Annotated in this window: 25 protein-coding genes and 1 riboswitch; of the genes, 9 read left to right on the top strand and 16 right to left on the bottom strand. The window is 67.8% G+C overall.

The window, feature by feature from the left end:
- The first annotated feature begins 125 nt into the window (after positions 1-125).
- Positions 126-1,247, top strand: a complete 1,122-nt coding sequence (locus tag ACE3P0_RS13145) for an HD-GYP domain-containing protein (protein ID WP_374403106.1) — start codon at positions 126-128, stop codon at positions 1,245-1,247.
- Positions 1,248-1,289: 42 nt separating this feature from the next.
- Positions 1,290-2,012, top strand: coding sequence for a substrate-binding periplasmic protein (locus ACE3P0_RS13140; protein ID WP_374403105.1), 723 nt, complete (start codon positions 1,290-1,292; stop codon positions 2,010-2,012).
- On the opposite strand, the gene ACE3P0_RS13135 is transcribed toward ACE3P0_RS13140, so the two are convergent.
- The 6 genes from ACE3P0_RS13135 to ACE3P0_RS13110 form a co-directional block, all read right to left on the bottom strand.
- On the bottom strand, positions 2,013-3,308 hold the full coding sequence (locus ACE3P0_RS13135; RefSeq protein WP_374403104.1) for an ATP-binding protein: 1,296 nt from the start codon (positions 3,306-3,308) through the stop codon (positions 2,013-2,015). It lies immediately after the preceding gene.
- Positions 3,305-3,961 (bottom strand): response regulator, encoded by a 657-nt coding sequence (locus ACE3P0_RS13130; RefSeq protein WP_374403103.1) that lies wholly within the window; start codon positions 3,959-3,961, stop codon positions 3,305-3,307. Before ACE3P0_RS13130 ends, ACE3P0_RS13135 begins: the two co-directional genes overlap by 4 nt.
- 121 nt (positions 3,962-4,082) lie before the next feature.
- Positions 4,083-4,283, bottom strand: a complete 201-nt coding sequence (locus ACE3P0_RS13125; protein ID WP_374403102.1) for a hypothetical protein — start codon at positions 4,281-4,283, stop codon at positions 4,083-4,085.
- A gap of 88 nt (positions 4,284-4,371) precedes the next feature.
- Complete coding sequence (cobD, locus tag ACE3P0_RS13120; RefSeq protein WP_374403101.1) at positions 4,372-5,397, bottom strand: threonine-phosphate decarboxylase CobD; 1,026 nt, start codon at positions 5,395-5,397, stop codon at positions 4,372-4,374.
- Positions 5,375-6,298, bottom strand: a complete 924-nt coding sequence (gene cbiB / locus ACE3P0_RS13115) for an adenosylcobinamide-phosphate synthase CbiB (protein ID WP_374403100.1) — start codon at positions 6,296-6,298, stop codon at positions 5,375-5,377. Before cbiB ends, cobD begins: the two co-directional genes overlap by 23 nt.
- A 43-nt stretch (positions 6,299-6,341) precedes the next feature.
- Positions 6,342-6,917: a hypothetical protein gene (locus tag ACE3P0_RS13110; protein WP_374403099.1), complete on the bottom strand. Its 576-nt coding sequence runs from the start codon at positions 6,915-6,917 to the stop codon at positions 6,342-6,344.
- Between the two features lie 163 nt (positions 6,918-7,080).
- Positions 7,081-7,293, bottom strand: a riboswitch (cobalamin riboswitch).
- A 136-nt stretch (positions 7,294-7,429) separates the two neighbouring features.
- On the opposite strand from ACE3P0_RS13110, the gene ACE3P0_RS13105 reads away from it, so the two are divergent.
- The 4 genes from ACE3P0_RS13105 (at position 7,430) to ACE3P0_RS13090 (ending at position 10,730) form a co-directional block, all read left to right on the top strand.
- Positions 7,430-7,969, top strand: a complete 540-nt coding sequence (locus tag ACE3P0_RS13105; protein ID WP_374403098.1) for a YbhB/YbcL family Raf kinase inhibitor-like protein — start codon at positions 7,430-7,432, stop codon at positions 7,967-7,969.
- Between the two features lie 50 nt (positions 7,970-8,019).
- Complete coding sequence (locus ACE3P0_RS13100) at positions 8,020-8,832, top strand: helix-turn-helix transcriptional regulator (RefSeq protein ID WP_374403097.1); 813 nt, start codon at positions 8,020-8,022, stop codon at positions 8,830-8,832.
- A 77-nt stretch (positions 8,833-8,909) separates the two neighbouring features.
- Positions 8,910-10,046 (top strand): alanine--glyoxylate aminotransferase family protein, encoded by a 1,137-nt coding sequence (locus ACE3P0_RS13095; protein WP_374403096.1) that lies wholly within the window; start codon positions 8,910-8,912, stop codon positions 10,044-10,046.
- Between the two features lie 72 nt (positions 10,047-10,118).
- Positions 10,119-10,730, top strand: a complete 612-nt coding sequence (locus tag ACE3P0_RS13090) for a hypothetical protein (protein WP_374403095.1) — start codon at positions 10,119-10,121, stop codon at positions 10,728-10,730.
- On the opposite strand, the gene ACE3P0_RS13085 is transcribed toward ACE3P0_RS13090, so the two are convergent.
- From ACE3P0_RS13085 to ACE3P0_RS13060, 6 genes are all read right to left on the bottom strand, one after another.
- On the bottom strand, positions 10,727-12,286 hold the full coding sequence (locus ACE3P0_RS13085) for a phospholipase D family protein (RefSeq protein ID WP_374403094.1): 1,560 nt from the start codon (positions 12,284-12,286) through the stop codon (positions 10,727-10,729). The two genes, ACE3P0_RS13090 and ACE3P0_RS13085, sit on opposite strands and share 4 nt — an antisense overlap.
- Positions 12,274-12,990 carry a DUF3047 domain-containing protein gene (locus ACE3P0_RS13080; RefSeq protein WP_374403093.1) on the bottom strand — a complete coding sequence of 239 codons (717 nt, stop codon included), beginning with the start codon at positions 12,988-12,990 and terminating at the stop codon, positions 12,274-12,276. The genes ACE3P0_RS13085 and ACE3P0_RS13080 overlap by 13 nt, the downstream gene beginning before the upstream one ends.
- Before the next feature lie 64 nt (positions 12,991-13,054).
- Positions 13,055-14,197 (bottom strand): glycoside hydrolase family 5 protein, encoded by a 1,143-nt coding sequence (locus ACE3P0_RS13075; protein WP_374403091.1) that lies wholly within the window; start codon positions 14,195-14,197, stop codon positions 13,055-13,057.
- An 86-nt stretch (positions 14,198-14,283) separates the two neighbouring features.
- The gene (locus tag ACE3P0_RS13070; protein ID WP_374403090.1) at positions 14,284-15,552 is read right to left on the bottom strand and encodes an Nramp family divalent metal transporter; all 1,269 of its coding nucleotides are present in this window, start codon (positions 15,550-15,552) and stop codon (positions 14,284-14,286) included.
- Between the two features lie 165 nt (positions 15,553-15,717).
- Positions 15,718-16,014, bottom strand: a complete 297-nt coding sequence (locus ACE3P0_RS13065; protein WP_374403089.1) for a hypothetical protein — start codon at positions 16,012-16,014, stop codon at positions 15,718-15,720.
- Positions 16,015-16,146: 132 nt separating this feature from the next.
- A complete protein-coding gene (locus tag ACE3P0_RS13060; protein ID WP_374403088.1) occupies positions 16,147-16,506 on the bottom strand; it encodes a 50S ribosome-binding protein YggL in 360 nt (119 codons plus the stop codon).
- A 384-nt stretch (positions 16,507-16,890) separates the two neighbouring features.
- On the opposite strand from ACE3P0_RS13060, the gene ACE3P0_RS13055 reads away from it, so the two are divergent.
- On the top strand, positions 16,891-17,325 hold the full coding sequence (locus ACE3P0_RS13055; RefSeq protein ID WP_374403087.1) for a hypothetical protein: 435 nt from the start codon (positions 16,891-16,893) through the stop codon (positions 17,323-17,325).
- Between the two features lie 75 nt (positions 17,326-17,400).
- On the opposite strand, the gene ACE3P0_RS13050 is transcribed toward ACE3P0_RS13055, so the two are convergent.
- A complete protein-coding gene (locus ACE3P0_RS13050) occupies positions 17,401-19,314 on the bottom strand; it encodes an ATP-binding cassette domain-containing protein (protein WP_374403086.1) in 1,914 nt (637 codons plus the stop codon).
- Between the two features lie 149 nt (positions 19,315-19,463).
- On the opposite strand from ACE3P0_RS13050, the gene ACE3P0_RS13045 reads away from it, so the two are divergent.
- Complete coding sequence (locus tag ACE3P0_RS13045; RefSeq protein WP_374403085.1) at positions 19,464-20,102, top strand: hypothetical protein; 639 nt, start codon at positions 19,464-19,466, stop codon at positions 20,100-20,102.
- Here the strand turns inward: ACE3P0_RS13045 and ACE3P0_RS13040 are convergent.
- A complete protein-coding gene (locus ACE3P0_RS13040) occupies positions 20,099-21,427 on the bottom strand; it encodes an ATP-binding protein (protein ID WP_374403084.1) in 1,329 nt (442 codons plus the stop codon). The genes ACE3P0_RS13045 and ACE3P0_RS13040 overlap by 4 nt on opposite strands.
- The gene (locus ACE3P0_RS13035) at positions 21,427-22,155 is read right to left on the bottom strand and encodes a response regulator (RefSeq protein ID WP_374403083.1); all 729 of its coding nucleotides are present in this window, start codon (positions 22,153-22,155) and stop codon (positions 21,427-21,429) included. The genes ACE3P0_RS13040 and ACE3P0_RS13035 overlap by 1 nt, the downstream gene beginning before the upstream one ends.
- A gap of 221 nt (positions 22,156-22,376) precedes the next feature.
- On the opposite strand from ACE3P0_RS13035, the gene ACE3P0_RS13030 reads away from it, so the two are divergent.
- Complete coding sequence (locus ACE3P0_RS13030) at positions 22,377-22,616, top strand: hypothetical protein (RefSeq protein ID WP_374403082.1); 240 nt, start codon at positions 22,377-22,379, stop codon at positions 22,614-22,616.
- Positions 22,617-22,688: 72 nt separating this feature from the next.
- On the opposite strand, the gene can is transcribed toward ACE3P0_RS13030, so the two are convergent.
- Positions 22,689-23,330 (bottom strand): carbonate dehydratase, encoded by a 642-nt coding sequence (can, locus tag ACE3P0_RS13025; protein ID WP_374403081.1) that lies wholly within the window; start codon positions 23,328-23,330, stop codon positions 22,689-22,691.
- Positions 23,331-23,413 lie beyond the last annotated feature (83 nt).

Below are 23,413 nucleotides of genomic sequence, written 5' to 3'. Positions count from 1 at the left end.
CCGGCCAGGCCGCCTTCGGGCGGCTTTTTTGTTTTTTTAAGTTTTTACATCTCAAGCTCAAGTCTGCAGCAGAAACGCCCGTCAACTAAACGACGAGGCAGGCTGCCTGCCGGATGGAGCGTGCGATGAAGCAGCTGCAGTTGCTGGCCGACCATGTGAAGATCGGCGTACCGCTGCCGTGGAATGTCCGCGACGCGGTGGGCAATCTGCTGCTCAGTCGTGGCTATACGATCCAGAGCGAAGCGCAGCTGCAGACCCTGCTGGTCCGCGGCATGTTCGTCGATGAGGAGGAATTCCGCCGCCAGCGCCAGTCTTCCGAGAAGCCCAAACCGCAGGCTTTCGATCCGATCTGGCTGTGGTCGGATTTGCAGACCAAGCTGTCGCTGCTGCTGCGCGACAACGTGAAGGACCCGGACTTTCTCGACAAGCTGCAGCAGCTATCGATGCTGTTGCAGCTCCTCACCGATCGCGATGCGGATGTTGGCGTGTTCGTCATGATGCAGGCGGATTCGACCAAGTACGCGGTGGCGCACTCCTTGCACACGGCCGTGATCTGCGAGCTGATTGCCCGCAAGACCGAGGCATCGGACGACGAGCGGCGAACGCTGATCAACGCTGCGCTCACGATGAACCTGGGCATGTTCGAACTGCAGGCGATTCTGGCCGCGCAGAGCACACCGCCGACCGACCGCCAGCGCGCCGACATCAACGCCCATCCGGCACGCAGCGTCGCGATCCTGCAGCAGGCGGGCCTGCGCGACACCGAGTGGCTGCGCGCGGTGGCCGAACACCACGAAACGCCGGACGGTAAAGGTTATCCGCGCGGCGTGAAGAACATCTCCCCGCTTGCCGAACTGATCCGCCATGCCGACATCTTCGGCGCCAAGATCAGCCCGCGCGCCGGCCGCTGTGCGCTGCCACCGAACCGCGCCGCACGCGAGAGCTTCCTCTCGATGGGCGGGCAGGAGAATCCGCTGGCGGCTATGCTGGTGAAGGAAATCGGCATCTTCCCGCCGGGCGCCTTCGTACGGCTCGCCAACGGTGAAGTGGCCATCGTGCTGCGCCGTGGCAAGCTCGCCACCACGCCGACTGTCTTCAGCGTCACCAACAGCAACGGCGTGCCCTACGTTGAGCCGGTGCGGCGCGATACCGCGCGCAAGGAACATGCGATCGATTCGATCGTGCCGCGGCAGAGCGTGATGGTGCGGATCAATCCATCCCGCCTGTTCGGTTACGAAGCGCATTGAGCGCATGCGGCCCGCCCACACCGATGAATCAGGAGGTGGCGCATGAAATTCTGGTTCAGCTTGCTGGTGATGGCTGCGCTACCCGCCAGCGCAGCGGACGACAGCGTCCTCGTTTTTGGTGACGACAACTACCCGCCGGTGATCTGGGCCGAGAAGGGCGAGGCGCGTGGCGAACTGCCACGCATCCTCAAGGCGCTGGAGCCAGCGCTGGGGCAGAAGTTCCGGTTCGAACTCTCGCCATGGCGGCGTGCGTACGAGAGCGCGGCGGCCGGCCGTGGCGCCCTGATCGGCGTATCGCTGACCAGCGAACGGCAGAAACTGTTCGACTTCTCTGACCCGGTTTATGACGACAACATCAACGTCGTCGTGCTGCGCGGACGGGAATTCGCCTACCGCGAACTGCACGACCTGCGCGGCAAGAAGCTCGGAGGACAGCTCGGCGCGAGCTATGGCGAAGCCTTCGACCGCGCGCTACAGTCGGGCGATGTGGCCGTGGAGCGCGACACCAACCAGGTGCTGCGGCTACGCAAGCTGCTTGCCGGTCGCATCGACGCCGCCCTGGTCGGCAACGGGCAGGCCGGCATCGACGCCACGATTGCGGCCGACCCAGAACTGCAGCGCAACCGCGAGCGTTTCGTCGCACTCGATCGCCCGCTGACGGTCGATCAGCTCTACCTCGCCTTCCCGAAAAGCATGATGGCGAAGCCGCTGCTGCTGCAGTTCAACGCTGCCTTGCGCGCGATGCGCCCGGTCGCTACCCGCTGATCACGCCGGCCAGCACACCCGTACCCGCAGCCCGCCTTCCGCGCGGTTCTCCAGCACCACCGTGGCGGCATGCCGCTCTGCGATGCTCTTGACGATCGCGAGCCCGAGCCCGGTGCCCGGCTGTTCGGCGCCGGCAAGCCGGAAGAAACGCTCGAACACGCGCTGGTGCGCCGCTTCCGGGATGCCGGGCCCGCTGTCTTCGACGCGCAGTTCCACGCCGCCGGATTCGCTGCGCAGCACCGACACATCGACTTGCCCGCCGGCCGGTGTGTAGCGCACCGCGTTGTCGATCAGGTTGTTCAACAGCATGCGCAACTCGGCCTCGCTGCCGTCCACCGTGGCGGCGATGCAATCGCCAAGGCCGAGGTCGATGCCGCGCGCTTCCGCGAGCGGCGATTGCGCGATCACGCTGTCGCGGGCGAGGGTTTCCAGCGCCACTGGCGCGCGGCCCGGCTGATTGTCGGGGTCGAGCCGCGCCAGCGCGAGCAACTGCTCGACGAGATGGGTCGCGCGCAGGCAGCTCGCTTCGATGTTGGCAATCGCGCTGTCGCGCTCGGCCGCCGTCTCGGCGCGCTGCGCCAGTTGCGCATACAGGCGGATTGCAGTGACCGGTGTGCGCAGTTCGTGCGCCGCATCGGCGATGAAGCGGCGCTGGCCTTCCAGCAAGCCTTCAACGCGTTCGAGCAGGCCATTCAGCGTGCCGACCAGCGGCACCAGTTCGCGCGGCGCATCGTCCACCGGCACCGGCGTCAGCGAACTCGGGTCACGCGCCGACAAGGCGGCACGCAGCGCGGATAGCGGTGCCAGCGCGCGATTGACGCGTATCCCGAGCAACACCGTGAGCAGGGTCGCGAGCCCGGCCAGCACCGTCAGCATCGGCAGAGAGATCCGCATGAACAGCTCGCGCCGTGCACCGGCCTCGCGCGCGACGAGGATGGTCTGCCCGCCGTAAGTGCGCGCAAAGCCGTGCCACGAACGGTCGTCGTAGGAGAAGTCGAACTCGCCCAGCTTCCTGGGCTTGGGCACCGCCGGATCGTGACTCGCGTAGGCCAGGCGTCCGTTCGCGTTCCACACCTGGCTGAGAAAGTCGCCCGGCTGCTCGTCGTCGTCGGTGTCGGGCTCCACGCCATGGCGCGCCACGGCATCGGCGATCTGTGCGAGTTCCAGGTTACGCAGCGTCTCGAACGAACGCACCGCCAGCGTGTAGGCGGCCAGCACCGCGACGCAGCCGAGCAGCAGCATCGCGCCCAGCTGCCAGCCGAGCACCGTCGCGCGGATCGAGCGCGGAGCGCTCACGCGACCACCTTGTAGCCCACGCCGCGCACATTGCGGATGCGATCGGCGCCAAGCTTGCGACGCAGGTTGTGCAGATGTACTTCGAGTGCGTTGGAGGAGGGCTCCTCACCCCAGCCGAAGAGCTTTTCCTCCAGCTTCTCGCGCGACAGCACCGCGCCCGGCTTTTCGAGCAGGATTTCGAGCAGCGACAGCTCGCGTGCCGACAACGTGACCGGTTCGCCATCGAGCTTGACGGTGCGTGCCTCGGTATCGAACGCGATCGCACCGCAGCTGATCACCCGCTGCGTGCGGCCGCTGTTTCGCCGAATCAGCGCGCGCAGGCGGGCGACCAATTCGTCCAGGTCGAAGGGTTTGGTCAGGTAATCGTCGGCGCCGGCGTTGAGGCCGGCGACGCGGTCCGACACTGCGTCGCGCGCCGTGACCACGATCACCGGCAGCCGGTTGTCCTGCTGGCGCAGATGCGACAGCAGCGACATGCCGTCGATCTTCGGCAGCCCCAGATCCAGCACCGCGGCGCTGTATTCGTTGGCTTCGATCGCCAACTCGGCGGCGCGCCCGTCGCGCACCCAGTCGACGGTGAATCCAGCTGCAAGCAAACCCAGCCGGCTTGCATCGCCGACCATCGGATCATCTTCCACCAGCAACACGCGCATCCAGCTCGTCCCTTCCGGTTTTCGTGGCGGCGATTATCGTTCAGGCGCCAACAAAAAAACGGGCTCCGGCAAGTTGCCGGAGCCCAACTCTCCCCCTCCGCCGCTAGGGCGGCCGGACGGGTTACTGCTTGACCGGCGCTGCTTCGGTTTTCTCGGCAGCGGGCTTTGCGGCCTTCTTGTGACTGGTCTTCTTCGTTTTCGTCGTCTTGGCCGGCTTGGCGGCTTCGGCCGCCGGTTTTTCGGCCGGGGCGGGTGCGGCGTCGGCGGCGAACACGCCGGCAGCAAAGGTCATCGCAAACAAGGCAGCAAGCAGCTTCTTCATGGTCATCACTCCTGATCGGTTGGGGTTCGTTGCTGTTCAACGCGCTTGCATCTTGCAGGCGCGAGACTTAACACCGACTGAAGCCGACTTAAGCGAGACTTAAGACTGCCACCGCGCGGCCGAGCGCGAGATCGAGCCGCGCAAAGCCGGCAGCGTCGGCTGGCAGGCCGAAGCGCAGGCTTTCCGGGTTGTCGAAACGCCGCACCAGCACGCCCTGATGCGCCAGCGTGTGAGCAATTTCCGCCGCGTGCTCGCTGCGCACCCACTGGAACAGCGCGTTGCTGCCGGTGGGCGGCAGGCCGTGGCGCGCGAGCAGGGCGCGCAGCGCTTCGGCCTGTTGCGGCAAGCGCTGGCGTTGGGTTGCCTGCCATGTGTGGTCGCCCAGCGCGAGCATCGCCACAGCCCGCGCCGGCCCGCTGACGGCCCAGGGGCCCAGCAGATGTGCCAGCCGGCCGCGCAGCGCCGCGTCGGCGAAGACAAAGCCGACGCGCGCACCGGCCAGCCCGAAGAACTTGCCCAGCGAGCGCAGCACGATCAGCCCGCGCATGCCGGCATGGGTGACCAGGCTTTCCGCCGGTGTCGCATCGATGAAGGCTTCATCCACCACCAGCCAGCCACCACGGGCCGCGAGTTGGCGGTGCCAGCCGTGCAGCCGCGCGATCGGGTAGCGCTCGCCGGTGGGGTTGTTCGGATTGACCAGCACCAGTGCGTCGAGCGCTGGCAGCAGGCTGTCGATCGTGTCCGGCTCGACTTCCTCAACATGGTGCCCGGCGCGCAGCCAAGCAGCGGCGTGCTCCGCGTAACTCGGCCCGACCACGCCGACGGCGCCGTGCGGCCGCAGCCAGGGCAGCGCCTGCAAGGCGGCCTGCGATCCCGCCACTGGCAGCAGCATCTCGCTGCCGTAGTACTGCGCCGCGGCGATTTCGAGCCCGTCGTCGTCTTCCGGCAAGCGCTGCCAGCAGCTCAGCGGCAGCGGCGGCACCGGCCAGGCGACCGGATTCACGCCGGTCGATAGGTCCAGCCATTGGTCGAGCGCAATGCCATAGCGGCGCGAGGCTTCGCGCAAGCGTCCGCCGTGCGGGCTCGCCAACTCAGGTGCCGATGCAGGTCGCAAGGAGGCCTCCCAGGGTGATGGCTGCGAGCCACAGCAGCAGCGCGCGGCGCGTCAGGCGCAACGCCGCGTCGATGTCAGCCGACGTGGCATCGCGGCCACGGCCCAGCGTCGGGCGTTGCTCCAGCTTTCCGTGATACACCGCCGGGCCGCCGAGCGCCAGCCCCAATGCACCGGCGCCGGCTGCCATGACCGGCCCGGCGTTGGGGCTGTCGTGGCGCGCGGCCTGGCTGCGCCAGCAATGCAGCGCGTTCGCGCATTGGCCGGCGAGCGCATAACTCAAAGCGGTGAGCCGCGCCGGGATCATGTTCAGCAGATCGTCCAGCCGCGCCGCCGCCCAGCCGAAGTGCAGCAGGCGTGGCGTGCGGTAGCCCCACATCGCATCCAGCGTGTTGGCGAGGCGGAACAGCATTGCGCCCGGCGCACCGGCGACGACGAACCAGAACAGCGCGCCGAACACTGCGTCGTTGCCGTTCTCCAGCACCGATTCACAGGTTGCGGCGGCGACACCGGATTCGCCGAGGGTTGCGGTGTCGCGGCTGACGATCATCGCCAGTGCCTGCCGTGCCGCCGCCAGTTCGCCGCGCTGCAAGGGCGCGGCGACAGCGCGCGCATGTTCGGCGAGGCTGCGTGCGCCGATGGCGAAGTACAGCACCAGCACTCCGAACAAGGTATCGAGCGGCGCGGGCAGCGGCAGCGCACACAGGGCCACCGGCGGCAGCACCAGCAGCGCCCAGCAACCGAGGCCGGCAAGCCGGGCGAACGGGCGGCCGGCTCGCCGGTTGCAACGTGCTTCGAGTGCCTGCGCCAGACGGCCGAAACCGACCAGCGGATGCCAGCGCCGCGGTTCGCCGAGCAGGGCGTCCAGCGCAAGTGCCAGCAGCACAGCCGCTACGGTGCTCACTGCACGAGCCCTGTCTGCGTTTGATCGACGCGTGTGGTGGGCCTCATGTGCGTTGTCCGCGTGGCGCGGTGTGCGCCAGCATCGCGAAGCAAGCGTGCACGCCGGTTGCCATGACGATCCAGAAGGCGGTGTTGCTGAGATCACCGGGCAGGTAGGTCGCCATCCGTTCCGCGAACACCGTGAGCGTGGGCGCCGCGAAACGGCCGGAGAAGAAGTAGAAGCTGCCGCTGGAAATCAGCTCGCAGATCACGACTCCGCCCAGCGCGCACAGCGCCAGCCAGGGCAGGGCGCGCAGCGTGTCGCTATGGCGCGTGGCGTAGACCCGGCCGGCAACCCACAGCGCCGCGTAGGCCGGGATCAGCGCGGCGTAGGCGGCACTGACGCAGACGTCGCTGACGCCCTGCCAGGCGATCGCGACGTAGTCGAGCGAGAAGGCGAGGCCGAGCAGGGCCGGGAAGGCCCAGCGCGGGCGCAGGTAGGCGCCGGCGAGGAAGAACACCGCCCAGGAGGCGCCAGGCAGATGCGCGAGCGAGGCAAGGTGATGGCCGCGGCTGGCGATCATCAGCAATACGAGGGAGACGGCAATCGCCTGTTGCGGACGGCGGGCGGGTGCAAGCATGGAAAGACCCTTTCGGAGCGGACCGGGGCCAAGCTGGCCGGCACGGTCGCGTTGCGATACCCCGAAGCCGCGCAACGCCCGCGCCGCATCGGGAACGAACGGGCTCGTCCGGGGGGAAGGTCGCGCCAGGGCCAAGGCCCCACGCAGCACCGCCAACCCGCGATACCCGCTGTCAGCGTCAGGCCGGTCTCCGGGCTTGCGAGCGTGCCGGCTGGCACCGACGCAGCGCCTTCCCGTGTTGCCACAGTGGCGTGTTGCCGCGTCTTCAATCGCTTACCGTTGCGGGGGCAGCGCCGGAATGGCCCGAGGGCGCACCGGCTTCCCGTTTCACCCCTCCGGCGAACGCCGTCGGGGCACCTGCTGCTGTGAGGGCTGAGTGTACCCGCACGGTGTGGTGGCGGCGAGCGCCGTGTGCTTGATCGGATCGGCACCGAAATCGATCGGCTCAGCACGCAAAGCGCGGTGTTCAGTGCCGATACTGGTTACACCGAAACCCTGCAAGGAAGCCCGCCATGCAACTCAGACCTCTCGCCCTGATCGGCGCCCTGATCGCGATGCCAGCCAGCGCGGCCGATTTCACACTCCGCAGCGATGCGCTCGCGAGCGGCAAGCTGGCGCCGGCGCAATACGCCAACGCGTTTGGCTGCAGTGGCGGCAACCTCTCGCCCGATCTGCGCTGGGACAACGCGCCCGCCGGCACCAGGAGCTTTGCGGTGACGATGTACGACCCGGATGCACCGACCGGCTCCGGCTGGTGGCACTGGGTCGTCGCGAACCTGCCGGCCGACACGAGCGCCTTGCCGGCCGGCGCCGGCAGCGCAGCGGGCAAGCTGCCGGCGGCCGCGATGCAGCTCAACACCGATACTGGCCAGCCCGGGTTCCTCGGCGCCTGCCCGCCGGAGGGCGAAACGCACCGCTACATCGTCACCGTGCATGCGCTGAGTGTGGAACGCTTCGACCTGCCCGCTCACGCCACGCCGGCGATGCTCGGTTTCATGATGCGCAGCGTTACGCTCGGCCGCGCTGCGCTCACCGCCACCGGCGCGCGCTGAGGGGTGCAGATCGGCGACACTGGCGGGTATCCACATCCGCCATGTGACCCATGAGCCCCGAGATCCACACCCGCCCCGGCGTCGGCAGCACCGCGCGCATCGTGCAGCGACAGGCGCTGCGCTTTGCGCGGGTGTTCATCGACACGCCGATCCTGATCTTCATCACGCACGGCGAGAAGGCGCTCAGCTGGGCCGATGGCGACTGCGTGTTGCACGCCGGCGAGGCGCTGGCGATTGCCGGCGGGCAGCATTTCGATGTGACCAACCGGATTGGCCCGGACGGCCGCTACGAGGCTTTCTGGCTGGTGTGGGAGCCGGCGCTGTTGGCCGCACAGGTTTGCGACGCACCGCCGATCCGCGATGTGCTGGCGATCCACCCGCAGGGCGACGCCTTCGCCAACGCCTGCCTGCATGCGCGCGACGCGATCGCGCAGGCCGACACGGTGCCCGCAGGGGTCGCGCGCCACCGCATGGCCGAGCTGCTGGTGTGGCTCGCCCATCACGGCGGCCGCTTCGCCGAGGCGCCGCCGCCGTCCTTCGTGCGGCGGGTGCGTGGGCTGCTCGACGCCGAACCGGGCCGCGCGTGGAACACCGACCAGGTTGCCGGCGCCATGGCGATCAGCGAGGCCACGCTGCGCCGCCGCCTCGCGGCCGAAGGCACGGCGCTGAGCGAACTGCTGGTCGATGTGCGCATGACGCGCGCAATGCAGCTGCTGCAATCCACCGCAATGCCGGTCACGCGCATCGCGGAGGCGGTCGGTTACGAATCCGCCTCGCGCTTCGCATCGCGCTTTCGCAGCCGTTTCGGTTTCGCACCGACGGCGATCCGCGGCCACCGCCGTGCGCTAGCCGAGCCGGCATAGGGTTGTTGCGGGCTTGACCAGCCCGCACCCGCGGCACCACCATCGCCGACTCAACAGAACCCGTCGGGGAGCCGTACATGGACCGCAGCGCGCCGCAGATCACCTCTTTCCACCCGCCCCGTCGCGTGCTGATGGGCCCCGGCCCGAGCGATGTACCGGCGCGTGTGCTGCAGGCGATGGCGCTGCCGACGGTCGGCCACCTCGACCCCGCCTTCACCGGCATGATGGAAGAACTCAAGACCCTGCTGCGCTGGGCCTTCCAGACGAAGAATGAACTGACTTTCCCGGTCTCCGCGCCCGGTTCGGTCGGCATGGAAACCTGCTTCGTGAACCTGGTTGAACCGGGCGATACCGTGATCGTGTGTGTCAACGGCGTGTTCGGCGGCCGCCAGGCCGAGAACGTGCGGCGCTGCGGCGGCACGCCGGTGATCGTGGAAGACGAATGGGGTGCGCCGGTCGACCCGGACAAGGTGCGCAAGGCCTTCCAGGCGCATCCGCAGGCGCGCATCCTCGCCTTCGTGCATGCCGAAACCTCGACCGGCGCACTGTCGGACGCCGCCACGCTGGCGCAGATCGCACGCGAACACGATGCGCTGACGATCATGGACTGCGTCACCTCGCTCGGCGGCGTGCCGGTGCTGCTCGACGAATGGGGCATCGACGCGGCGTACTCGGGCAGCCAGAAGTGTCTTTCGAGCACGCCAGGCCTCTCGCCGGTGAGCTTTGGCGAACGCGCGGTGGCGAAGCTGAAGGCGCGCAAGCATCCGGTGCAGAGCTGGTTCCAGGATCTGAACCTGGTGCTCGGCTATTGGTCCGGCGCCGGCAAGCGCACCTACCACCACACCGCGCCGGTGAACCCGCTCTACGGCCTGCACGAATCGCTCGTGATGCTGGCAGAAGAGGGGCTGGAAGCATCCTGGGCGCGCCACCGCGCGATGCACGAGATGCTGCGTGACAAGCTCGAAGCGATGGGTATCGAATTCGTCGTGCGGCCCGATGCGCGACTGCCGCAGCTCAACGCAGTGCGTATCCCGGCTGGCGTGGATGACGCCGCCGCGCGCGCGGCGCTGCTCAGCGACTACGGGCTGGAGATTGGTGCCGGCCTCGGCGCGCTGGCCGGCAAGGTGTGGCGTATCGGCGTGATGGGTTACGGTGCACGCGTCGAGAACATCCGCCTCTGCACCGCCGCGCTGCGCGACGTACTGGGTCGCTGAGCGGCGTCACCGGCGAACCGGGCCGCGCCGCTGGGCGTTTGCGCACTGCGGCCGGCGCATCGAGAAACCAATATGGACAACCCTTACCTCGGCGTTACGCCGACGCGGCTGCTGTGGTCGTTGATTGCAGTGGCGGTGGCGATCGGCCTCGTCACCGCGCCGTTGTCGTGCAGCAACGGCCGCATCGAGAAAGCGAACGTGGTGCTTCAGTGCAAGAACGCCACCCGCTTCGATCCCAAACAGCGCACGGCATTGGAATCGACCAAGGCCTTCGTCGCCTGCGTCGATGCGAAGTCGGACGAAGCCGGTCGGCGCAGCTTCGCCGAGCGTCGCAAGCTGTTCGACGCGCTGCCCAATACGCCCTGCGAATACGTCGGCATCTGGGCGGCGACGCGTGGTAACGAGCACTACCGCGTGGTGCTGGACGAAGACGGCAGCTTCCGTGCCGATGCGTATCGCGACACCGCGCGGCCGCGCACCGCGATGTCCGGCTCCTGGGGCATTGCCGGCAAGCAGATCGTGTGGATGTACGACACCGGCCTGGTCTGGCCGCCGGATGTAAACGCGATCACGCCGCTCGGCAAGGACGCCTTCGAGCTGAAGGAAGTGGACGGCAGTACGACCCGCTACGACTTGCTCGATCGCACGCCGTTCGAGCGCTGCGGACCGCCAAACGCTGGCTAGAGCTGCGATTCGATCGGCAGCAGGCCAAGGAACCACACGCCGATACGGCGCATCAGGCCAACATCCGGCTCTTCGGTGCGCGTCAGTGCGCCGTCCGGCGTTTGTTCGATCCAGACCAGTTGCTTTCGGCCGTTCGCATCGGGTGCCAGCGCGAGCCGCCACGCGACGGCATCGAGATTGTTCTCCAGCCCTTCGGCCATGCGGCGCGTCATGTCCGCGCTGTCGCAGAGCAGGCCGATCTCGGTGTTGAGTTCGATCGATCGCGCGTCGAGGTTCAAGGATCCGATGAACACGGCGTGCCGGTCGAACAGGAAGGTCTTGGCGTGCAGCGATGCGCGCGACGCGCCAAACAGCTTCTTCTTCTTGTCCTTTGCTGCTTCGATGGCGGTGGGCTTGAGTTCATAGAGCCGCACGCCAGCCTCAAGCAGCGCCTCGCGATAGCGCTTGTAGCCCGAGTGCACGGCGCCGACGTCGCTGGCTGCGAGCGAGTTGGTCAGGATGGTGACCTTCACGCCGCGATCGGTGAGCTTGCGAAACCAGGCAACGCCAGCGTCACCAGGGATGAAGTAGGGCGACACCACGAACAGGTCGGTGCGCACCTCGTCGCCGATGTTGCCGAACTGGGTCAGCAGGGTGCCTTGTGCCTGCCCGGGTGCATGCTGGATCTTGTTCGGGTCGTCGTGCAGCAGCCGCGCTTTGCCCCAGAACCACTGGCCGTCGCGCTCGTCCGTCACGCGCGCAACCTCCGCGGCAAGGCCCTGGACATACGGGCTTTCGTTTTCTGCCACTACGAAGTCATCGAGTGCCGCGCGGGTACTTGCGAGCGCTGCTGCGTCGCCAGCGCGCCCGGCGAGCGCTGCGATCGGCAACGAGGCTGCGGCGTTCCAGAAACTGTCGAAGCTGGCCGAGACCTCCGGCACCACCGGGCCGAGGGTCAGCACGTCGAGGTCACCAAAGGCGACGTCGCTGCCGGCGTCGAAGTACTCGTCGCCGATGTTGCGGCCGCCGAGGATCGCGGCCTGGTTGTCGGCGATGAAGGCCTTGTTGTGCATGCGCCGGTTGGTGCGCTCGAAGTCCGAGACCATGCCCAGCATGCGGAAGCTGCGGTTGGCGACCGGGTTGAAGAGGCGGATCTCGATGTTCGGATGCGCATCGAGCGCCAGCAGCACCGCGTCGTCGGCGCCGGTACCGATGTCGTCGAGCAGCACCCGCACGCGCACGCCGCGATCGGCGGCGTCGAGCAGCGCATGGGCGAGGTGGCGGCCGGTCAGGTCGTCGCGCCAGATGTAGTACTGCAGATCGAGCGTGCGATCCGCCGCCTTCGCCAGTGCGAGCCGCGCAAGCAGGGCGTCGACACCGTCGGGCAGCGGCCGGAAGCCGTTATCGCCAGCGTGGGCGGCTAATCGGGGTGCCGCGGCGCGGCCGAGCCGTGTGTCGGCGGTGTCACTCAGGGTATGGGATTCGGTGCGCGCGATATCGGCCGGCAGCGTCGCGCAGCCACCGATGGCTACCGCACCGGCGACCAGGGCGGCGCGTAACAGCTTCAGCGGGCGCATTCGAGGGCGATATCCGCGTAGTCGCCGCTGGCCTTCGCGCCGGTGTTGTCGGTGTCGCTCATCACCGCCACACCCAGCACCGGCCCCGCTTCGCTGCCCCAGGCACGGCGATAGTCGGCCGCGAGGTCGCGCGACACGCTTTGCCACTGCCCGAGCGCGCCGGCTGCGATGCTGATCATCTTGACCTGACTGCTGTGGGCCGAGGGCACCACCGTGTCGTTGGGGATCTTGTCGCTCCAGGTGTACATCAGCACCGCATAGGGCACGTCCTTGCCAAGCAGCCGCTTGGCGCGCGTGAAGCGCTTCTGCTCGGCTTCCGGCAAGGTCGAGATGTCACCATCGAAGGCCACGATCACGCGCAGCGGTGCGTCTTCCTTCGTCTTGTCGCGGTTGTCGGCGCCCGGCACCGCAGCGTCGGTTTTCCAGCGCCAGCTCAGCCGTGGCGGTGCGCTCACCGGGCTGGCGAGGGCATTCGCGAAGAACGAGGCCGATCCATCGGCCTCCGCATGCAGCAGCTTGGTGCCGCCGTTGTCGAGCAGCGTGTACTTCGTATCGCGCTTGGTCTTCGACAGCGGGCGGTGGGTCCAGCCGGGCTGGTCGAAACCGAGTTTTCTCGGCGTGCACGGCGCGTCGGCCGCAAAGCCGGCGCCTGCGAAGCAACCCAAGGTGAGCGCGAGCAGCGATGTGCGAAGGGCAGCGGACATGCGGAACTCCGGTCGGCGGCGGGATGCCGGCATCTTGCGCCGCTTTGGCGGCCCGTGCACCGCGTCAGCGCGCGAGTTTGTCGCGGAACAAATCGATCAACGCATGGTTGGCCTTGTCCGGGTCGATCGGCATGCCGTAGCCGTAGTACAGCGCGAAGTGGTCTTCGTGATAGCTGTGCCAGGTCCAGGGCAGATCGGCGGCTTCGGCCAGATCGACCATGTCGGCGGCCCAGCCGATGCCGTTGCGATTCGCCTCGAACGCGGCGCGGATCAGCCCGAATTCGCCGAGGTAGAGCGGCACGCGATGGCGCGCGCCCCAGTCGAGGTAGCGTTGCAGGCCGGCGGCGAGTTCGGCGCGCCGTGACGGCCCCCACTGGCCACCTTCCACACGCGCCATGCCGGCCCAGGGGGCGTGCGCGTGCGTGAAGGCGAAGGGTTCGTAGAAGTGGAAGGTGTAGACGACGTTGGGGTCGTCGATGGTGACGAAGTTCATCTCGGCATCGTTGTCCCACTTTCCGGCGACGGCGTTCACGCGCTCGACGATCACGCTGTGGCGGCGGTCGACCTCGCGGATCGCGTTGGCGGTGCGCTGCGCCAGGCGTTGCCATTCGCGCTTGTCGTGCGGCACGACAGGCTCATTGAGCAGGTCGTAGCCGGCGATCACCGGCTCGTTCGCATAGCGCGCCGCAATGGCCCGCCACATCGCGACGAAGCGATCCTGGTTGGCCGGCTGCGACCAGAGCGCACCGCCCTCACCGAGCGACTGGAAGCCGCCCTGCGGCGCATGCACATTCAGGATCAGGTACACGCCGTGTGCGCGTGCCCACGCGATGTTGCGGTCGAGCCAGGCCCAGCCCTCGTCCTTGTAGTGGAAGGGCGCCGCGTCGTCTTCCAGCGTGCCGTAGTAGAGGTAGAAGCGCACCAGGTTCATGTCCATCGCACGCAGCCGCGCGTAGTCGGCTTCGCCGTGGTGGGCCGTCGGCAGCGGGTTCTTCGAGTAGACCTCGTTGCCGAAGGCGATGCCGCGCAGCCGCACGGGCATGCCCGCGCCGTCTACCCAGCGGGCGCCGGCCGCATGCAGAAAGCCGTGTGGGCCGACAGTTTCCGGTGCGGCACGCTTGAGCGACGGTGCGGCGGGTGGCGCGTAGTCCGGCGCGCTGGCGCAGGCGGATACGGTGAACAGCAGCGCAATCAACAGTCGGCGCATCGGCGTGGCCCTCGAACGGCGAGCGCCCATCTTGCGGCGCGATACCGGGCCTGCAAAGCCAGCCGCCGCGGTTTTGCTGACTCAGCTCAGAAGCTCGCGCCAACGAGGTAGAGATCGAGCAGCACGATCAGCGTCGTGGCGGAAACCAGGGCCACCTTCGCGAAGCCCCCCAGCGCAAGCCGGCCCATCAGTTCGCTACGGCAGGCCAGCCACGCCAGTGGTACCAGCGCGAAGGGCAGGGCAAGGCCCAGCACCACCTGGCTCAGCACCAGCAGGCCGTCCGGGTCACCCACGCCGCGCCAGGCCATGAAGGCGAGCGCGATGGTCACCGCCGCGAGCCGGGTCACGATGCCACGCAGGCGTTCGGACCCGGTTTCGCCACGGAAGCCGCGCGTCAGTGCGCTGCCCGCCATCACACCGGTGATCGCTGAACTTTGGCCGGCGGCGTAAAGCGCCACGCCGAAGGCAATCGCAGCGAGCGGGCCGAGCTGGTCGCGCATCGCCGCGTAGGCGCCGTCGAGGCTGCTGACATCGGCGCCACCGGCCAGCGAGGCGGCTGCAACGATCATGATCGCGCCGTTGATCGCCATCGCCAGCGTCAGCGAAACCACGGTGTCGTTGCGCGTCACGCGCAACGCGTCGATGCGTGCCTGCACGCCGAGGCCCTGCGCACGGCGGGCGATCTCGCTGCCGTGCAGGTAGAGGTTGTGCGGCATCAGCGTCGCACCGAGGATGCCCAGCGCGATCATCAGGCCCTTCGGATCGGCCAGTGCGCTGCCGGTCTGCGCCACGCCCTGCGCGGCCGCGCCCCAATCGGGGCCGATCTTCACCAGCAGCAGCAGGAAGGCGAGCGCGACGATCGCCACCAGCGCACTCACCAGTTGTTCATGCGTACCGCTGCGCAGCCGCGACACCGACAGCACACTGATCGTGCCGATCGCAGTCAGCACCACGCCGACTGGCAGCGGCAGGCCGAGCAGCAGGTTCAGGGCGATACCGCCGCCGATCAGTTCCGCCAGCGCGGTCGCGAGAATCGCCGCCTCGCCCGCCAGCCACGCCGCCTTGGCAACCGGGGAAGGCAAGTGCCGGCGCGTGAGGCAGGAAAGATCCTCGCCGGTCGCCAGCGCGAGCCGCGCCACCAGCACCTGGAAGCCCATAGCCAGCACGCTGGCGAACACCACCACCGCGAGCAGCCGGTAGCCAAAAGCGGCGCCACCGGCGATGTCGGTCGCCCAGTTGCCCGGGTCCATGTAGCCGACCGCGACCATCAGGCCCGGGCCGACCATGCGGCGCAGCGTGGCGGGCGGCAAGCTCGCCTCGCGGCTGCCCGACAGGGCAAGGATCAGCTGGGTCATGGCGCGGCTCCCGGTCGCGTGGTTGAGCTTGCAGTGTCGCGCGCCCCCCGAGGCCCGGTCGAATTGCATCTTGCTGTCGCGGCGATTGTTTCGCCCTATCGGTGCAAAAACAAACGGGCCGGGCTCGCTATGGAGCCCGGCCCGTCTGATTGGTGTTCGCGGCGCTTACTTCTTCGGCGCTTCAGTCGGGGTGCCGGCCGGCGCTGCGTGCGCCTTGCTGGCCTTCACCTTGTGCGTCTTCGCCTTCTTCGCGGGTGCGCTGGTCTTCGTCGGGGTCGTTGTGGCAACCGCCTCGCTCTGCTTGGCCGGCGCCGCCGTTTCGGTCTTGCTCGTCTTGGCCGCTTCGGCGGTCTTCACCGCCGGTGTGGCGGTCGGTGCGGTCTTCGCGGCGGGTGCGGCATCGGCAGCGAACACGCCGGCAGCGAAGGTCAGGGCAGACACGGCAAGGATCAGCTTCTTCATGGTCATTCTCCGGTTGTTTGCTTGGTTCGGCGACTCGTCATCGAGTGCACGACTGCATTCTGCAAACGGCTGGATTAAGACCTGCTTAGGCTGAATTAAGCCCGGCTTAACGCCGGGCGTCTTGCGCGGGATTCAGCGCCAGGCGTCGAACATCGGGCCGACTTCGATCTTGGCGACTTCGGCGCGCGCGCTGAACCAGCCCTCGACCGCTACGCGGTTGGCCTCGCTCGGTGAGCCGCGGTGGCGCGACGCCACGCTGCCGAAGATTGCACCGTCTTCTTCCAGGCGGGCCATGCCACCGACGATCGGGCCGGTGTCGCCGACGAAACGGCCGAAGGCTTCCGAGAAGTGTGCGAACTCGCTGGCCGACAGCGGCGAGTGGGTCGCCAGCCGGAACGCGAAAACGAACTCCTGGAATTCGCCGACGCGGATCTTCTTGCGCTGGCGGCGGTTCATTCCACGGATGCGGGTTCGGGTATTGGCGTGGGGCATGGCAGATCCTTCGCGTTGACGCGGCAAAGCCCGGGCACACCGGTGGGCGTGCAGGGCGAGTGGTACGGGATGGCGCATCGGCGGGCCGGGTAGGCCGCGCCGGAGGGCAATCGGTGTCCGAGCGGGAACCGAACTGAGGAGGGCCGGTGACCGGCGTGGCATGAGGCCCGACGATCAGCGAACGGCCTCTGAGCGATCGTTGCTGTGGGCGCCATTATCGCCCGGATTTGCGCTCGCGTCGGGAGTCATCGCAACTTGCGGGCGCTTGGCTGCGATCACCTGATCGCGGCAGGCCAACGCTGATGACGAGGGCATCGGGTAGACTCTGTGTCTAGGCGAGGCGCAGGTGTTTGCGCTGCTCGCCCGAAGAACGGAAACCCATTCATGCACGTAGCCCGACTTACCCTGCTCGCGCTAGGCGCGGCCCTGATCAGCCCGATCGCGCAATCCGCGACGCCCAACACCGTGTGGCAGAACGGCGGTATCACGATGTCGCTGTACGGCCCCGACGCTGCCAACGAAGCGCAGCAGAACTGCATCAACAACCGGCTCCAACCCCTGGTTCGCCAGATGCGCGACGAGCGCCTGAAGCCGGTTGGCGAAGCGTTGAACTTCAATCACCCCATCGTTCTGGCGCTGCTGGATGGTGCCAGCGTGAAGGTGGTGCCGGTGGTCGGCGGGCGCACCGAATACTGGTTCCCGCTCAAACCGGATGCCAAGTCCGTGATCGTGCGCCGCAACGGCATCAACTACGAGGGGGTGGCGAGCGCCGAACGCACGCCGCTGCCAGATCTGCTGGGCTGCCTGGCCGGCCGCTGAGGGTGCGCCAAGCGTAGCGGCGACGCGCCGCCTACGCGCGCTCTGCGCTCATGTCGGACGCGGACAGGCGGGCTGTCAAACCTCGCCGATCTCTTCCAGCTCAGTGTGGATTTCCAACCAGCGCAGTTCGCCGTCGTCGATCAGCGTGCTCAGTTCGCCCTGGCGCTTGAGCAGGGTCTGGATCTGCGCGTTGTCGGTGCTGCCGTTGTAGAGCGCCGGGTCGGCGAGGCGGGCATCGAGCAGTTTCTTCTCACCGTTCCAGCCTTCCATCTTGCGTTCGAGCTGTTCGAGTTCCTTCACCAGCGGGCGGCGGCGGGCGATCTTGGCTTGCCGTTCCGCCTTCTCGTCGGCGCGCGCCTGCAGGCGCTCGGCCTTGTCCTGTGCGGCAACCTGGCAGACGTTGGCGGCGGCGGTGCGGGCGCGGCGCGCTTCGAGCCAGGCGAGGTAGTCGTCGAGGTCGCCGTCGAAGGCTTCGACTTTGCCGTCCGCCACCAGCAGGAAGGCGTCGCACACGGTGCGCAGCAGCGCGCGGTCGTGCGAGACCAGCACCATGCTGCCCTCGTACTCGGCCAGGGCCTTGGTCAGCGCGTGGCGCATTTCCAGATCGAGGTGATTGGTCGGCTCATCGAGCAGCATCAGGTTCGGCTGGCCACGCACCAGCAGCGCGAGCGCCAGCCGCGCCTTTTCGCCACCCGAGAAGGGGCCGATCGGGGTATCCGCCATCGTGCCGCGGAAATCGAAGCCACCGAGGTAGTTGCGCAGATCCTGCTCGCGCGTCTGCGGCTCGCGGCGGACGAAGTGTGAGAGCGGCGATTCGTCTTCGCGCAGGTGTTCAAGCTGGTGCTGCGCGAAGTAGCCTACGGCAAGGCCCTTGGCCTCGATGCGCTCGCCAGCGAGCGGCGTCGCTTCACCGGCTAGCAGGCGGATCAGCGTGGACTTGCCGGCGCCGTTGGGGCCGAGCAGGCCGATGCGCATGCCGGGGCGCAACGTCAGCGCCACATTCTCCAGCACGCGCTTTTCGGCATAGCCGGCGGCAACGCGGTCGAGCACCAGCATCGGGTCCGGCGCGCGCTCGGGCGCCGGGATCGTGAAATCGAAGGGCGTGTCGACGTGCGCGGCGGCGATGCGCTCCATGCGGTCCAGCGCCTTGATCCGGCTCTGTGCCTGGCGCGCCTTGGTGGCCTTGGCGCGGAAGCGGTTGATGTAGCTTTCGAGGTGGGCCACTTCACGCTGCTGGCGCTCAAACATCGACTGCTGTTGCGCCAGTTGCGCGGCCTTCTGGCTTTCGAAATCCGAGTAGTTGCCGGTGTAGAGCGTGAGGCGTTGGTCGGCGAGGTAGAGCACATGGTCCACCGTGCCGTCGAGGAAATCGCGGTCGTGCGAAATCAGCACCAGGGTGCCACGGTAGCCGGCCAGCCACTTCTCCAGCCAGATCACCGCGTCGAGGTCGAGGTGGTTGGTCGGTTCGTCGAGCAGCAGCAGGTCGGAGCGGCACATCAGCGCCTGCGCGAGGTTCAGTCGCATACGCCAGCCGCCGGAGAAACTCGCCACCGGGCGCTCGATCTCGTTCGGCAGGAAGCCGAGGCCATCCAGCAGCGCCGCGGCGCGTGCGCGTGCGCCGTAGGCGTCGATCTCCAGCAGGCGGGCGTGGATTTCGCCGATGCGGTGACCGTCGTGTTTCTCCTCGGCGACTTTGAGCTCGGCCTCCAGCCGGCGCAGTTCAGCGTCGCCGTCGAGCGCGTATTCGATCGCCGGCTGGTCTAGCGCCGGGGTCTCCTGCGCCACATGGGCGATCGTCCACGTCGCAGGCATCTCCAGATCGCCCGACTCCGCATGCAGCAGCCCGCGTAGCGCGGCGAACAGCGTGGATTTGCCGCTGCCGTTGGCGCCGACGAGGCCGATGCGCCAGCCGGGGTGGATCTGCAGGCTGGCGCCGTCGATCAGGCGCTTGGCGCCGCGGGCGATGACGAGGTTGCGGAAGAGGATCATGAGAAGGCCGGGCTGCGAAAACCCACAATTGTAACGGCGCGCTGCGCTGCAAAATCGGCTATCGTTCTGCCTCCCCGATTCCGTCTTTCCGCATGTCGCGTTCCGTCACGCCTCTTCTCCTAGTCCTCGCTATGTTTGCTGTGCCGGCCATGGCCGACGATGAGGGCTCGGCACGCGACAAGGCCGATCGCCAGCAGGCCGAGCAATTGCGCGCCGCGGCCGCGGCCGAGTTCGCAACGATCGAGCGCGACCGCGTGGCGGGTGAAGCTGAATGCGCGGGCAAGATTCTTGTCAATCGCTGTCGCGACCAGTTGCACGAATCGCTGGTGGCGCGCCGCAAGGCCGTGCGCGAGAAGGAAGTTGCTGCCAGCCGGCTGGAGCGTGCCGTCAAGGCGCGTGAAGTGGCCGCGCGAGATGCGGAACGCGAGGCCGGACGGCCCGAGCGAGCCAGCCAACAACAGCGACAGGCTGATGATTCCGAGGCATCGCGTGCCTTGCAACAGCAGGAGAGCGCGCGTCGACAAGCCGAGCACAACCGTCGTCTCGCAGAAGGCCCGCAACACGCCAAGGCTGAGCAGGCGAGCCGCAAACAACGGGAGACCGAGCTTGCCACCAAGCGCGCGCAGGATGCCCGCGAGGCGGCAGCGCGCGCCGAACAGGCCAAGCGTGATCGCGAGCACTACGAGGCCAAGCAACGCGAATACGCTGCCAAGCAGGCTGCAAAGCAGACCAAGCCGGGTGACGCGACGCCAAAACCGGCAAGTTCACAGCCCGCGCCGGCGCGTTAGGCCCCGATCCGCACTTCCGCTTCCAGTCCGCCGTCCGGGTGGTTGCGGAGCTTGAGGCGGCCGCCTTGGGCGCCGAGGAGGTTGGCCGCGATCGCGAGGCCAAGGCCGGTGCCGCCGGTTTCGCGCGAGCGTGAGCCTTCGAGGCGGAAGTAGGGTTTCAGCACGTTTTCCAGCTGATCGGGCGGGACGCCGGGGCCGTGGTCGCGCACCCGCACGGTAATGTCGCCGCCATGGCGGCCGACGCTCACTTCCGCATCGCCGCCGTATTTCACCGCGTTGTCCATCAGGTTCAGGAACACCCGCCGCAGTGCGTTGGCGCGTGCGGCGATGATGATGCCGGCCTCACCCTTGAAAGCCACCGCCTGGCCGGCGTCGCGGGCGTCTTCGCAGAGGCTGTCGAGCAGGGCGGAAAGGTCGATCCGCTGCGCTTGTTCCTGCGCATCCACGCTACGGGCGAAATCCAGCCCCTCATCGATCAGCGACTGCATTGCACCGAGGTCTTCGCCGAATTTGTTGCGCAGCGCATCCTCGTCGATCAGTTCGAGCCGCAGCCGCATGCGGGTGAGCGGTGTCTTCAGGTCGTGCGCGATCGCAGCCAGCATCTGCGTGCGTTCGTCGATCTGGCGGCGGATCTGCGCTTGCATGGTATTGAAGGCGTGCGCGGCGTCGCGCACCTCGGTTGGGCCGTTCTCGTCCAGCGGCGTGCGGCGCAGATCGCGCCCGAGCCCGGTTGCGTGTTCGGCCAGCGCGCGCAGCGGCCGCGTCGCAATGCGCACCGACAGCCATGCCAGCACCACCAGCATCGCGATGCCGATCACCCAGGGCACCCAGTCGGCGTCGCCGATCTTGATCCAGCGCGTGGTGTACTCCACCCGCACCGGCTGTCCGTCGGCGAGCGCCAGTTCCGCTGCGAAACGTTTGGCGAGATCCTTGCAGTCCGGCATCACCTCAGGTGTGCAGGGCGGCGGCGGCAGCGCTTCGAGGCTGACCTTTCCCGGTGCGCGGCGGATGCCGCGTGCGAGTTTTTCGCTCAGCGCCGGCTCGACTTCGACGCCATTGCCGATCTGCGCCGGGAAGCTGACCGTCAGGCGCTCGAAGGAGATCCCCGCGGCGGCTTGCGGCCGTTGCTCGCGCGGCAGCGCATCGAGCACCCGCACGACATCGCTGATGCGCTCGATCGCCGAGGTGCGGCCGAGTTGTTCCAGTTCGTTGGTGTAGAGCTTTTCGATCACCCAGCGCGACAGGAAGGTGGCAGCGACAATGCCGCCAGCCATCAGAAAGAAGATGCGGACCGCGAGCGACTTCGGGATCAGGCGCAGTTTCATCAGGCCGCCTCGGTCTCGACCGGTACCGCGAAGACGTAGCCCTCGCTGCGCACCGTCTTGATCAGCCGCGGGCTGCGCGCATCCTCGCCGAGCCGCGTGCGCAGCCGGCTGACCTGTAGGTCGATCGAGCGGTCGAAGGGGTCGGCATCGCGGCCCTTCGTCAGATCCATCAGCTGGTCGCGGTTGAGCACCCGGCCAGGGTGGGTAAGGAAGGCGTTGAGCAGGCGGAACTCGGCGCCCGATAGTGGCACCAGCACGCCGTCGGGCGAGGTCAGCTGGCGTGTCTCGACCGCCAGATGCCAGCCCTCGAAGCGGAAGTTGCGTGCGCCGGGCGTGCTCAGGTTGGTCGGCAGCGCCTGCGCACGCCGCAGCACGCTGCGGATGCGGGCGAGCAGTTCGCGCGGCTCGAAGGGCTTGGGCAGGTAGTCGTCGGCGCCCATCTCCAAGCCGAGGATGCGGTCCACCGGTTCGCCGCGCGCGGTCAGCATGATCACCGGTGTGCGATCACCGGTGCCGCGCAGCGTGCGGCACAGCGAAAGGCCGTCTTCGCCGGGCATCATCAGGTCGAGCACGACGAGGTCGATGCGCGAGGCTTCCATCACTTCGCGCATCTGTCGGCCTTCGCCGGCCAGGCTCACACGGCAGCCGTTGCGGCCCAGATAAGCGGCGAGCAGGGCGCGGATCTCGCGATCGTCATCGACGATCAGGATGTGGGGCATCTGTTCCATGCTGCGTTTATACCGCCAAGCGCGGTGCGCTGACACCTGCGCAGTAACAGCACTTGTCGCTCGGCGAGCGGGACACAGAACGATACACGGCGCCCGGCCAGCGACATGGTGCCGACATGCGGCGGGCGTTTGATGCCAGCCTGCGCGGCCCCGCTCTACCCCGAGTCCTCCCGCCGCGCGGCCGAAGCCCATCCGGCGGCATGGGCAGAAATGAGGAAGCGATGAAATCCACCGTATTGTTGCTGGCGGCACTGCTGGGTGCGGGCACTGCCCAGGCGGCCGACCAAGGCTCACGGCCCGGCAAGGCGCCGATCACGATGCCGCTGCAAGCGGATGCGCCGGTGCCGCGCATCGTTGTGGTCGGCCGTCGCAGCGTGGCCGATCAGGCAAAGTTGGGCCCGGCCAAACCCGTTGCGGTGGCGCAGGCCAAGCCGCGTCGGGACGCGAACTGCCGCGGCTGACGCTGCGCGCCAGCCGAATTACAGCGTGCCTTCAGGCCGCGATGCCACCCACGAAGCGGCCGCGGCCCTTTCTCATTGCACGCCAACCGCGGCGATGTAGGCGTCGCGCAGGTCGCGCTCGCGCCCGATGCTCATGTCCAGATCACGCACCAGACCATCCTGCAGGCCATAGCACCAGCCATGTACCATGACGGGCTGGCCGCGCTGCCAGGCATCCTTCATGACGGTGGTCTGCGCGATGTTGACCACCTGTTCAACGACGTTCAGCTCACACAGCCGATCGACCTTCGCCTTCTCGTCGTCGATCGTCGCCAGTTGCTCGCGATGTTTGTCGCGCACGTCCTGCACATGGCGCAGCCAGTTATCCACCAGGCCGAGGCGCAGATCGTTCAGCGAGGCCTTGATGCCTCCGCAGCCATAGTGGCCGACCACCAGAATGTGCTTCACACGCAGCACATCAACGGCATACTGCAGCACTGACAGGCAGTTCAGATCGGTGTGCACCACCAGGTTGGCGACGTTGCGGTGGACAAACACTTCACCCGGCGCAAGGTCTACGATCTGGTTGGCGGGCACGCGGCTGTCGGAGCAGCCGATCCAGAGGTATTCGGGATTCTGCTGGGCGACCAGACGCGAGAAGTACTCGCCGTCTGCCGCGATCATCTCGCGGGCCCATTCCTCATTGCGTTCAAGCAGTTGGTCGAGTCGTTTCATGTTTGCGGCCAGTGCGGGGGGATGCGCGATATTACCCGGCTGCGGCGGCTCTGCCTGCACCGCTACAATCCGCGCAACAGGAG

The organism is Niveibacterium sp., assembly GCF_041909475.1.
Taxonomy (GTDB): domain Bacteria; phylum Pseudomonadota; class Gammaproteobacteria; order Burkholderiales; family Rhodocyclaceae; genus Niveibacterium.
This window is presented reverse-complemented; position numbering and strand designations above follow the sequence as displayed.